Here is a 12,075-nt window from a genome sequence, read left to right as displayed (position 1 = left end):
GGCATATCTGCTTTTGCGAACCTCACTGAGGTCGTGGACCGGGTCATATCTCCATCTCAGGAACGTCTCCGGTAATTCGCAATTCCGCAGCGGTCGCTCGAAGAATGGCGTCGATGGAGATACCGGGCGCCCGTTCCCGGAGAACCAATCCCTCCGGACTGGGCGCGATCACCGCCATCTCTGTCACGATCAGGTTCGCGGGTCGGAGCGACGTGGCGGGAAGCGTCAGCTCCGAAACGATCTTCGGCACCGTCTTCTGGGTATGGCTCATGGCCACGATGACGCGGCGGGCTCCACCGACGAGGTCCATCGCACCGCCCATCCCGGGAACGAGCTGGCCCGGGATCATCCAATTCGCGAGACGGCCGGACTGGTCGACCTGCAATCCGCCCAGGACGGTGGTATCGAGATGACCGCCGCGGATGAGCGCGAAGGACATCGCCGAGTCAAACGCCACCGCCCCCGGCAGCGCCGACACGAAGGCGCCGCCCGCATCGGTGAGATGGACGTCCTCCATTCCCTCGGGCGGCCGGGCGCCGAAGCCGATGATGCCGTTCTCAGACTGGAAGTAGACGCGCAGGCCCGCGGGCACGAAGCGCGCGACGAGGGTCGGAAGGCCGATGCCGAGGTTGACCAGGGTGTTGTCGTGCAACTCTCGGGCGACGCGACGTGCGATCAGTTCACGGAAATCCATGATGTCCCCCGATCCTCACAGCGGCAACGGTCGTTCGACCAAGTGATCGACCAGCACGCCGGGTGTATGAATGACGTCCGGTGCCAGGACGCCGACCGGAACGATCTCGTTCGGCTCGGCGATGACGGTCTCGGCGGCCATGGCCATCAGCGGATTGAAGTTTCGGGCCGTCAGCGAGTAGACGAGGTTGCCCGCGTAATCGGCGCTTCGGGCCGCCACCAGGGCGACGGCCGCTCTCAACGCCTCCTCGACCAGAAACTCACGACCGCCAACCCGCACGACAATCTTGCCCTCGGCGACCACGGTGCCCAGGCCAGTTGTGGTCAGCACGCCGCCCAACCCGGAGCCACCGGCGCGGACGCGCTCCGCCAATGTTCCCTGGGGTACGAGGTCGACGGCGATCTCGCCCGCCAGCATGGCGCGCTGCGTCTCCGGGTTAGTGCCGATATGCGAGACGATCGCCCGTGACACGGCGCCGGCGCCGATCAACTTGCCGATGCCGACGCCCGGCCGCGCGGTGTCGTTCGCGATGACCGTGAGGTTGCGAGCCCCGCGCGCCACGAGGGCGTCGATCACGCGGTTCGGCGTTCCCACGCCCATGAAGCCGCCGATCATGATCGTGGCACCGTCGGGGACGAGCGCAGCGGCCGCGTGTGGTGTCAGGCTGGTTCTCATAGGGACCCATCGGCTGGCATGGGCGAAGGAGGGGGACCGGTTCGAAAGGGCGCGGCGGGCTACAGGTGCTCGACGTTTCCATCGACACTGATGGACTGGCCGGTGATGTTGCTCGCGGCCGGGGAGCACAGGAACAGGGCCATCGCCGCGATGTCGCTCTCGGTGACCATCCGGCCGAGGGAGATCTTCGAGAGGTACTCGGCCTTCATCTCATCGAAGCCGAGCCCGAGGGTTTGAGCCCGGGCCGCGATGACACGGTCGATCCGCGGCCCGGCGACAAGGCCCGGAAGGACCGCGTTGACACGCACTCCATCCTTTCCGAGCTCGATCGCCAGGGATTTCACGAGGCCCGCGATCGCCCACTTCGTCGAGGCATAGGGTGTCCGGAACGGATAGCCGAGCCGTCCTGCCACGGAGGACATCGCGACGATGCTGGCCGCCGGGGAGGCCTTCAGCAGCGGGACCGCGCGCCGCAGCACGTAGAACTGGCTGTTGAGATTCGTCGAGATCGTCCGGTCCCATTCGTCGGGCTCGAGATCCTCGATCGGCCCGGTAGGGCCCGCGATGCCGGCGTTGTTGACGAGGACGTCCAGGCCACCCAGCGCCGCCGCGGCATCGTCGACGAACCGGTCGACGCTCGTCCGCTCGGCCACGTTGGCGACGCCTGTGCCGATCGACGGGTGGGCCGACTTCACGGCCGCCACCGCGGCGGGATCGACGTCGCAGACGTAGACGCGCGCTCCGACCTCATCGAACGCCTTGGCGATGCCCAGGCCGATCCCGGCCGCCCCGCCCGTCACCATCACCCGCAGGCCGGGCACGGGCTTCAACAGATCGAAAATGGCCATGATGTCCCCTCTCAGATGACGGTGTGTCGGCGGCGCTCCGAACGCGTGGGTTCGGAGCGCAGTCCGCCTACGGGTGGCTCGCGCGGAGGAGCCCGGTGTCGTGGATGCCCGCTTCGCTGCGGAGCGCCCGGGCCAGGATCGGGATCAGGATGAGGCCGAGCAGAGCCGTGACGGCGATGACGATGAAGCCCGAGGCGCTGCGGCCCGTCTCCCGCTCGACGAGACCGAAGACGGAGGGGCCGACGAATCCGCCGATCAGGCCGATGGTGTTGATGAAGGCGAGGCCCGCGGCAGCCTGGATCCCCTGCAGACGCTTCATCGCCACCGACCAGAAGATCGGCAGGATGCCGCCCGCGAAGAAGGCCGTAGTCGTGAAGATCACGAGCTGGATCACCGGCAGCGAGGTCGCCAGGAACACGGTCGCGCTGGCCAATAGCCCGGCCGTGACGACGCCCAGGAATACCATGTCGCTCTCGAAGAACCGCTTGATGCGCGGCAGGATCAGGACGCCGAGCAGGAACCCGATACCGACCGAGCTGGACAGCAGACCCACCATGAACGGCGAGCTCGCCTGCATCTGCTGCACCATCGAGGGGATGAAGAAGTACAGCCCGACGAAGCCGATCTGGTTGAAGAAGTAGATCAGCGCGATCAGGATCGTGCTCGGGCGCTTGAGCACGGAGATCCATTCCTTCGACGGCGCGTGGGCTGAGGCATGAGACCCGCCCTGTCCGGCCGCATTGGCCGCGATGGCATCGGCCTCGGCGGCCGTGAGCCACTTGGCGTCCTGCGGGCGGTCGGGGAAGACGAACCACAGGACGATGCCGAAGAGGACGGTCGGCACGCCCTCCAGCAGGAACATCCACTGCCATCCATGCAGGCCGCCGAGGCCGTCGAGCTGCATCAACGCGCCGCCGAGCGGATTGCCGATGGTCAGACCCAGCGCCGGAGCGGTGTAGATCCAGCCGACCGCGACGGCCCGGTCGCGCTGCGCGAACCACAGGGTGGTGACGTACATCAGCGCCGGGAACAGGCCCGCCTCGGCGATCCCGAGGAGCAGGCGGAAGCCGTAAAACGACCACTCGCCCCGCACGAACATCATCAGCGCGGAGATCGCACCCCAGGTCACGGCGATCCGCGCGATCCAGCGGCGCGGCCCGATGCGATGGGCCAGGAGATTGCTCGGCACTTCGAGGAGCGCGTAGCCCCAGAAGAAGATCCCGGCGCCGAACCCGTACATCGCGGCGGTGATGCCGAGATCGGCCTGGAACGCCCCCTTCGCGAGGGCGACGTTCGTGCGGTCGATGAACGACAGGAAGTAGATGAACACCATCATCGGCAGAAGGTGTCGTTTCACTTTCCACGTCGCGGTAACGAGCGTCGCATCCCTGGCTGCGGGTGTCTGGACTTGGCTCATGGTCTGTCTTCCTCCCTGATCTTGTCGCGCCGTGGCTCCCCGCCTCATCGATCGGGCCGGTCCGGCTTCGTCGTGTCGTGCGGGAAACGTCAGAATTCGACGGTCTGCGGACCCTTCAGCTTAAGCAGCGCGCGGGCTTCCGCCGGGGTCGCCACCTCGAGCGACAGTTCCTCGAGGATGCGGCGGATCTTCCTCACCTGCTCGGCGCTCGACGTCGCCGGGACGCCTTTGGCGATGTAGATGCTGTCCTCGAGCCCGACGCGGACGTTCCCGCCCATGAGCGCGCCGAGGGTCACGAAGGGCATCTGGTGGCGCCCGGCGCCGAGGACGGAGAACTGATAGTTCTCGCGGCCGAAGAGCCGGTCCGCCGTCATGCGCATGAGCATGAGGTTCTCCGGGTCCGGTCCGAGACCGCCCAGGACGCCGAAGATCGACTGGATGAAGAAGGGCGCCTTCACCAAGCCCTGCTCGGCGAAGTAGGCAAGGTTGTAGAGGTGGCCGACGTCGTAGCACTCGAACTCGAACCGGGTGCCCTTGGCGCCGAGCTCTTCCAGGATGTGACGGATATCCTTGAAGGTGTTGCGGAAGACCTGATCCTCCATGCCTTCAAGGTAGGGCTTCTCCCAATCGTAGCGCCAGTCCGTGATCTTGCTGGCGACGCCATGGATCGAGAAGTTCATGGAGCCCATGTTCAGCGAGCACATTTCCGGCCCTGCCTGGAGCGGGTAGGCGAGGCGCTCGGCCAGGGTCATCCGAGTGCTGCCGCCCGTCGTGATGTTGACGACGGCGTCGGTGGCGGCGGCGATGACGGGGACGAACTGCCGGTAGACCGCCGGATCGGGTGTCGGCCGGCCATCCTCCGGGTTCCTGGCGTGCAGGTGGATGATCGCAGCCCCGGCCTCCGCAGCCTCGATCGAGTGGCGAGCGATCTGCTCGGGCGTCAGCGGCAGATATTCCGACATCGACGGCGTATGGGTCGATCCGGTGATCGCGCAGGAGATGATGACTTTGCGGCTCGATTGCTTCATCGTTGCTTCCTCCGTGCTTCGTGTTGTTTTGCGCGATGTGGCTCCGCCGGGCCGGGCCGCGCGCACAGGTTCGCCCCACGGAGCCCGCTCCCGCAGGCTCCGGCTTCCGTCCCGGAACGGACATTCTTCTGTTCAGGTGGAGGAGGCTCAGTGCCCCCCGGTCTGATGCAGCGGCGCGACAGGGCGCTCCGCGCGTGTCCGGCGAGCACGAGACGTTCTCGCCTCGCTCGTCCGTACGCCCGGCCACGGAGCGATGGCGGCGAGCATGGGTCTGTCCTCCCTCAGTTTTCAGGGAGGCTAAATGCGAGCCGGGTAGCCGCCAAGGTCCTTATCGGACATAGTAAGGTCTTTAGAGGACACGCGGGAGGCGCCCGTGTTGAAGAAAGTCCCGCTGCCGAGCGAGCGGATCTACGCTCCCTACAAGATCGCCGCCCTCGTCGAAGTGCTGGGCGAGCAGGGCATTCTGCCCGAAGCCTGCCTTCGCGACACCGGCGTCGACGCCGACAAGATCCACGACGCCTCGGCCCTCACCTCCGTCCGGCAATACGTGGCCGTCTGCCGGAATGCGCTCCGCCTCACGCAGGATCCGAGCACGCCGTTCCAGGTCGGCGCGCGGCTTCACCTGTCGGCCTACGGAATGTACGGCTACGCCCTGATGTCGTGCCTGTCGCTGAGAGACTATTTCAACCTCGGCGTCAAATACCATCTCCTGGCGACCCCGACCCTGACGATCGCGTGGCAGGAATCTCCGGATGCCGCCGTGTGGACCTTTCCGGACGAGTTCGTGTTCGCGCCATCGGGAGACGTGCGCCAGTTCCTGATCGAGCAGCAATTCACCCAGCAGGTCACCCACCTCCAAGACGTCGCCGGGCGGCCCTGTCCGCCGACGCTGGCGCGGTTCTCCTATCCGAAACCCGATCATGCCTCGATCTACGAGGAGTACCTTCACTGTCCTTGCCTGTTCGACCAGGAAAACTGCGAATTGCGCTACGACAGCGACATTCTCGATCAGAAGCCTCAACTCGCGCACCGGCTGACTTCATTCATGTTCCAGGACGCGTGCGACAATCTCATCGGAAAAGCGAAGGCCTCGGCAGGTGTGGCCGGTGAAGTCTACCAGATCCTGATGCGGTCTCCGGGTGTCTTCCCAGATATGGAAGACGTGGCGCGTGCGATGCATATGACGTCCCGGACGCTTCGGCGTCGTCTGAACGATGAAGCCGTCTCCTTCACGGCGATCGTCGATGATTTCCATCGCGCAGTCGCCATGGAGTACGTTGCCAAGACAAAGCTGAGCTACGACGATATTGCCGTGCTCGTCGGCTTTTCAGATGTCGCCAACTTCAGAAGAGCCTTCAAGAGATGGACCGGCAAGAACCCTGGCGAACTCCGCGCGTAACTTTTTACGATGGCGCGAAATCTGCTCGTCGTTGCTCGCGGACAGTCAAACTAGCGGCCCGTCGCGGCTTCGCCGCCACACCGACCGGTGGCTTCTCGACGGCAAATTCGAACTCGCGATGAGGGCCGCTACGGCAGACGGTCTGCCGGACATCGCATCAGAGGCGTCCACGTGCCCACCGCCTTCATCGCCAACCCGGTCTTGAGCAGACGGCCGCAGCGTGCCCGTTCCACGGCGCGCACGCACTGCCGCCTGACGCAGCATTGACGGGCGCCGTCGCCGGGGACATCCTCGGGATCAATCCGCGGCCTAGAACAAACAGACCGCCGAATAAGTGTTTGGCCAGCCAATAGGCTGCCGGGGGAACGAGGAAACGCCTTTGATCAGTCGCCGCACGTTCGCCGGTGCCGTCCTCGGCGCGCCGGTCGCCCTGCCGTTCCTCGCGCGATCGGGCTTCGCCGCCACACCGACGCACACGCTGAAGCTCACCTTCGCCGATACGCAGGCGCATCCGCTCTACGCCGTGCTGAAGCGTTTCGCAGAGAACGTGAACAAGCGGACCGACGGCGCCGTTGACATCCAGGTGTTCAGCATCGGCCAGCTCGGCAGCGGCACCAACATCATCACCGGCATGCAGACCGGCATCATCGATCTGTGCGCGCACACCTCCGGCTTCATCGGCCCGCTCTTCCCGCGGTTTCAAGTGGTGGATCTGCCCTTCCTCTTCCCCGATGCCAAGACCGCCGAACGGGTTTTGGACGGGCCGGTCGGCGGTCAACTCCTCGACCTCATGCCCGCCAAGGGCATCTACGGCCTTTCGTACGGTCACTGGGGTTGGCGCGTCGTATCGACCGTCGAGCGAAAGGTGCCGGAGCCGGCCGACATCAAGGGGCTCAAGATCCGCGTCCAGCCCGGTGCGATCTTCGCGGCGATGTTCCGCACGCTCAGCGCGAACCCGATCGCGATCGACCTGACCGAAGTCTATCTCGCGCTGTCCCAGCGCACGATCGAAGCCATCGAGACGCCGATGATCTCGGTCGCGGCCGGCAAGCACGACGAGGTCGTGCGAACGATCAATACGACCAATCACGTCTACAACGTCGGCGTCCTCATGGCGAGCAAAGCCAAGTTCGACGCCCTGCCCGAGCAGGCGCGGAGCGCGATCAGAGCGGCGGCGCAGGATATGACGGGCGACTGGCGCACCACGATCGCGGCCGCAACCGACGAGACCGCCGCGCGCTTCAAGGCGAAGGGCCTGGCGATCCTGCCGGTGGACCAGGACGCGTACCGCAGGCAGGTCGAGCCCGTGTACAAGCAGTTCCGCGACATCATCGGGCCGGATCTGGTCGATGCCGTGATGAAGGAGGTCGGGAAGGGTTAGCCCCGTGTCCGCCGGAGAGCCCACGCTCGCGCACGGTGCGATCGAGCGGACATCGACAACGCTCGCCCTGTCACCCTACGCCGCGCTCCGCCTGTACGGCCGAGGGCTCGATCTCGTCGAATGGCTCTGCCGCGCCCTCCTCGTCGCGGCGCTCGTCGGCGAACTCGGCATCATCCTCTGGGACATCACCGCCCGCTCGACGGTCGATCTGTCGCTGTTGTGGGCGGACGAGGCCGCCAAGCTCTGCCTCACGACGCTCGCCTTCATCGGGGGCGCCCTCGCCTACCGCGCCAAGCATCACACCACCGTCGAATTCGTGCGCCAGCTGCTGCCGGTCGGCTGGCGGGAACCCGTCGCGATCGCGATCGACGGTCTCGTCCTCGTGACCGCGGCCACGGTCGGCTACGTCTCCCTCGACCTCCTGGCGATCGCCGGGCTGTCCACGACGCCGATCCTGCAGATCAGCGCCGCTTGGTTCGTCGTCCCGCTCAGCGTCGGGATGGGACTCGTCGTCCTGTTCGCGATCGAGCGGTTCGCGACCGATTACCGCCCTGCCCTCGCCTGGCGCACGCTGGCCGGCCTCGCCGTCACAGTTTCGGTCGTGCTCGCCGTCACCGCGCTGCCGGCCATCCCGCGCCCCGGCCCACAGGCCGCGCTCAGCCTGATGCTGGTCCTGTTCTTCGCGGCCGTGCTGCTCGGTCTGCCGGTCAGCTTCGCGATGCTGCTCGGATCGCTGTTCTACCTGCTGCTGACCGGCACGGCGCCGCTGATCGCGGCAGCGCAGAACACCGTCGACGGGACGGGCAACTTCATCCTGTTGACCCTGCCGTTCTTCATCTGGACGGGCCTCATCATGGAGCGCGGCGGCATCAGCCTCCGGCTGGTCCGCTTCGCGATGGCGCTCGTCGGCCATCTGCGCGGCGGCCTGCTCCAAGTCGTCGTGCTGACGATCTACCTCGTGTCCGGCATCTCCGGATCGAAGGTCGCCGACGTCGTCGCGGTCGGGTCGGTGCTGCGGGGCGAGCTGAAGAAGCAGGGCTACGGACCCGAGCGGAGCGCGGCTGTCCTGGCGGCCTCTGCGGCGATGTCGGAGACGATCCCGCCGAGTCTGGCGATGCTGGTGCTCGGCTCCGTCGCGCCGATCTCCATCGGGACGCTGTTCATCGCCGGCCTCCTGCCGGCGGCCGTGATCGCCGTCCTCCTGATGTTCCTGAACTGGGTCCTGGCCGTGCGCGAGGGAGCACCGCGCATGCCGCGCGCGACCGGACCCGAACTTGCCCTGGCGGCCGGGGCGGCCACGCTGCCGCTCGTCATGCCGGTCCTCATGGTCGTCGGCATCCGCTTCGGTTTCGCCACCCCGACGGAAGTTTCGGCCGTCGCCGTGCTCTACGGCCTCATCCTGGCCTGCGGCGTGTACCGCGCCTTCGGGCTGCGCGATCTCGTCCGGATCGTGGTCGATTGCGGGGTGCTGTCCGGGATGGTGCTGTTCATCATCGCCGCGGCCGGCTCGTTCGCCTGGACGCTGACCGCGGCGAACCTGCCGGTCGCCCTGATCGCGCTCCTGCACGCGCTGGGCGACAGCCGGGCGGCGTTCCTGATCGGCTCGCTCGCGCTGCTCGTCGTGGTCGGATCGCTGCTCGAAGGGCTGCCGGCGCTGATCATCCTCGGGCCGCTGCTGATCCCCATCGCGGGCCAGTACGGGATCGACAGCATCCACTACGCGATGGTCATCATCCTCGCGATGGGGATCGGCATCTTCATCCCCCCGATCGGCATCGGCTTCTACATCGCGTGCGCCGTCGCCGAGAGCCGCATCGAGGCGGCCAGCCGGGCGATGATCCCCTACCTCATCGTGCTCGTCCTCGGCGTCCTCGCCGTGGCGTTCATACCCTGGTTCACGCACGCCCTGCCCAATCTCGTCGGATCGCGCTAGCCCCATGACGGACGATACCTGCCTCGCACCCGATCCGGACGTGCGCCCCCCGACCTTCCGGATGCCGGCCGGCGCGACCGACACGCATTTCCACGTCTTCGGCACGAGCCGCCTCGAGCGGCTCGTGCCGCAGCGCGACTACACGCCGCCGGAGGCCGCCGCCGCGAGCGCGCGCCGGCTGTTCGACGCACTCGGCATCGAGCGGATCGTCGTCATCCAGGCGAGCATCTTCGGCTTCGACAACCGTGATCAGCTCGAGGAAGGCGCCGCAATCGGGCTACCGATGCGCGCGATCGTGGTGGTCGGTCCGGACGCCACCGAGCCGGAGATGCGCACCCTGCACGACCAAGGCGCGCGCGGCATCCGCTTCATCATGGCCCATCCGGGCGGCCTCGATCCGTCCGGGATCGAGCGGGCCGCGGCCCGGGCCTCCGAGATGGGCTGGCACCTCCAGTTCCTCTTGAAGCCCGCGCACCTCGTGGAGCTGGAGCCGCGCCTGCGGCGGCTTCCCTGCCCGGTGGTCATCGACCACATGGGGTTCCTCGCGCCCGAGCAGGGGCTCGAGCAGCCGGGGTTTCAGGCCCTGCGTCGCCTCGTCGAAGCCGGGACGGGGTGGGTGAAGCTGTCGGGCGCCTATCGCCTGTCCCGGGGCGCCCCGCACTATCCGGAGCTTCGCCCGTTCGCGGAGGCTCTCCTCGCGCTGCGACCCGATCGTATCCTGTGGGGGAGCGACTGGCCGCATGTCGGGCTGAGAAGCGGGATGCCCAACACGGGCGATCTCTTGGAGCTGTTCGGCGCCTGGGTTCCCGACGACGCGGACCGTCGGCGCATTCTCGTCGAGAATCCGGATGCTCTTTTCGGCTTTTGAGCATGCAGACGAGGGCATCGATCGAGAGGTTCTGTGCTGGCGCTGAATGGGCTGCGAAGACGGGGACCGATCACCTGGTCGGGGTGCGCGCCGCAGTTGAGCACGACGGCCGACTTGCCCGCTGCCACGAACGGCCGGAGGCGGCGGCGGGTGCCGCGGGGCGTGCCCAGGACGGCCCCACGATCGATTGATCGCCAGCGGACGAGGCGCGCGCGCTCGCTTCGATCGGGCGAGTGGGCGCGATGGGTCTGTGACCGCTGGCGCCTATATACTCGCCGGTCGCGACCCGCGTGCGGCGAGCGCCGCCCGGCTCCCGACGCGCCCAAACCGGATCCCACGCGCGCGGATCGTCACCGCCGGAGGTCGCGACAGCGATCCGAGGCGGCGGTCAGGAGAGAGCCATGGATATCGATCGACGCGTCCTCTTGGCCGGCGCGGCCGCGCAATTCCTGCCTGCCCGCGCCGCCAGGGCCGAGGATCGCCCTATTGCACCGGCCGAAACGCGGATGAGGGCCATCGTGGTCGGACCGGACGGGGCGAGCCTCGCCGAGGTCGACACTCCAACGCCGAAGTCCATGGAGGTGCTCGTCAGGGTCCGGGCCGCCGCCCTCAATCGCGCTGATCTCGCCGTCGCCGCGGGGCAGCCGCACGGCCCGACCGGCGGGCCCGGCGCGATCCCCGGCCTGGAATGGGCCGGGGAGGTCGTGGCGGTCGGCTCGGGCGTGACAGACCTTCATCCCGGAGACCGCGTCATGTGCTCCGGCGCCGGTGGCTACGCCGCGTATGCCGTCGCGGATTATGGGCGCACCGTCCCGCTCCCCGCGGACCTGCCGTTCGAGGTTGCCGCGACGCTACCAGTCGCCCTGCAGACGATGCACGACGCCCTGATCACGCAGGCGCACCTGAAGCCGGGCGAGACCGTGCTGATCCAGGGGGCGAGTTCCGGCGTCGGGCTGATGGGACTTCAGATCGCCCGGTGGCGCAAGGCCTCGGTGGTGATCGGCACGTCGCGAAGCCCCGAGCACCGCGCGCGCCTGCCCGAGTTCGGCGCAACCCTGGCGATCGACACCAGAGATCCGACTTGGCCCGAGCAGGTTCGGGCGGCGACCGGCGGCCGGGGCGTCGACGTGATCATCGACCAGGTCTCCGGGCCGGTGGCCAACGGTAACCTGCAGGCCGCGGCGGTCCTGGGACGCATCGTCAACGTCGGCCGGCTCGGGGGAAGCCGCGGCGAGTTCGACTTCGACCTGCACGCCACGAAGCGGATCAGCTATATCGGCGTGACCAATCGGACCCGGTCGATCGAGGAGCAGCGGGCGATCACCGCGCGCGTCCGGGCCGACTTGTGGCCGGCTATCGCGGCCGGGGGCTTCAGCCTGCCGATCGACAGCCGCTATACGCTGGCCGAGGCGCCCGCCGCGCTCGCCCGCATGAAGTCGAATGAGCATTTCGGGAAGATCGTCCTGAGCGTCTGACGCCCCACTCGCAGTGGCGACGCTGCACAGGTCGATCCTGCGGGGCATGGGCGGTCCGCGGCACGAGCGTCGCCTTGCCTCTCTGAGAGCGGGCGAGGCCGGGGCCCGCGGGCGCTCGACCATCCGGTCGTCCTGGAAGGCTGACGCGCAATCGGTCACGCTGTCGGCTTCGAGGACTAACCCAGGCTCGAAACGGTCCCGATTACCCGCCATCGACGATCGCGGCGGCACGCGCTCCGGTGCGCGGCGACCGCGCGGGCACCGTACTCGTCGCGCCGGCATGTCGTGTACGCGGCGACACCGCTGCGCTAAGGCAATCCAGGAGAGCGATTTCGCGCCGACGGTGGCAAGGAGTGC

10 protein-coding genes are annotated in these 12,075 nt (G+C 67.6%); 5 read left to right on the top strand and 5 right to left on the bottom strand.

Annotation, left to right across the window (positions count from 1 at the left end):
• Positions 1 to 43: 43 nt before the first annotated feature.
• The 5 genes from ACLBX9_RS02615 to ACLBX9_RS02595 form a co-directional block, all read right to left on the bottom strand.
• Positions 44 to 694, bottom strand: coding sequence for a 3-oxoacid CoA-transferase subunit B (locus ACLBX9_RS02615; RefSeq protein ID WP_447717793.1), 651 nt, complete (start codon positions 692 to 694; stop codon positions 44 to 46).
• Between the two features lie 15 nt (positions 695 to 709).
• Positions 710 to 1,369: a CoA transferase subunit A gene (locus tag ACLBX9_RS02610; RefSeq protein ID WP_447717792.1), complete on the bottom strand. Its 660-nt coding sequence runs from the start codon at positions 1,367 to 1,369 to the stop codon at positions 710 to 712.
• A 59-nt stretch (positions 1,370 to 1,428) separates the two neighbouring features.
• Positions 1,429 to 2,217, bottom strand: a complete 789-nt coding sequence (locus ACLBX9_RS02605; RefSeq protein ID WP_447717791.1) for an SDR family oxidoreductase — start codon at positions 2,215 to 2,217, stop codon at positions 1,429 to 1,431.
• 67 nt (positions 2,218 to 2,284) lie between these two features.
• The gene (locus ACLBX9_RS02600) at positions 2,285 to 3,574 is read right to left on the bottom strand and encodes an MFS transporter (RefSeq protein WP_447717790.1); all 1,290 of its coding nucleotides are present in this window, start codon (positions 3,572 to 3,574) and stop codon (positions 2,285 to 2,287) included.
• Between the two features lie 149 nt (positions 3,575 to 3,723).
• Positions 3,724 to 4,662, bottom strand: a complete 939-nt coding sequence (locus tag ACLBX9_RS02595) for a 3-keto-5-aminohexanoate cleavage protein (protein ID WP_447717789.1) — start codon at positions 4,660 to 4,662, stop codon at positions 3,724 to 3,726.
• Between the two features lie 373 nt (positions 4,663 to 5,035).
• On the opposite strand from ACLBX9_RS02595, the gene ACLBX9_RS02590 reads away from it, so the two are divergent.
• The 5 genes from ACLBX9_RS02590 (at position 5,036) to ACLBX9_RS02570 (ending at position 11,718) form a co-directional block, all read left to right on the top strand.
• Positions 5,036 to 6,061 carry an AraC family transcriptional regulator gene (locus ACLBX9_RS02590; protein WP_447717788.1) on the top strand — a complete coding sequence of 342 codons (1,026 nt, stop codon included), beginning with the start codon at positions 5,036 to 5,038 and terminating at the stop codon, positions 6,059 to 6,061.
• Between the two features lie 379 nt (positions 6,062 to 6,440).
• Positions 6,441 to 7,442: a TRAP transporter substrate-binding protein gene (locus ACLBX9_RS02585; protein WP_010686672.1), complete on the top strand. Its 1,002-nt coding sequence runs from the start codon at positions 6,441 to 6,443 to the stop codon at positions 7,440 to 7,442.
• A gap of 4 nt (positions 7,443 to 7,446) precedes the next feature.
• Positions 7,447 to 9,375 carry a TRAP transporter large permease gene (locus ACLBX9_RS02580; RefSeq protein WP_447717787.1) on the top strand — a complete coding sequence of 643 codons (1,929 nt, stop codon included), beginning with the start codon at positions 7,447 to 7,449 and terminating at the stop codon, positions 9,373 to 9,375.
• 4 nt (positions 9,376 to 9,379) lie between these two features.
• Positions 9,380 to 10,243 (top strand): amidohydrolase family protein, encoded by an 864-nt coding sequence (locus tag ACLBX9_RS02575; RefSeq protein ID WP_447717786.1) that lies wholly within the window; start codon positions 9,380 to 9,382, stop codon positions 10,241 to 10,243.
• Positions 10,244 to 10,749: 506 nt separating this feature from the next.
• Positions 10,750 to 11,718, top strand: a complete 969-nt coding sequence (locus tag ACLBX9_RS02570; RefSeq protein ID WP_039894560.1) for a zinc-binding dehydrogenase — start codon at positions 10,750 to 10,752, stop codon at positions 11,716 to 11,718.
• The last annotated feature ends 357 nt before the right edge of the window (positions 11,719 to 12,075 follow it).

The organism is Methylobacterium sp. A49B (genome assembly GCF_053346215.1).
The sequence above is the reverse complement of the archived record's forward strand: the minus strand, read 5'-3'. Positions and strand labels throughout refer to the sequence as shown.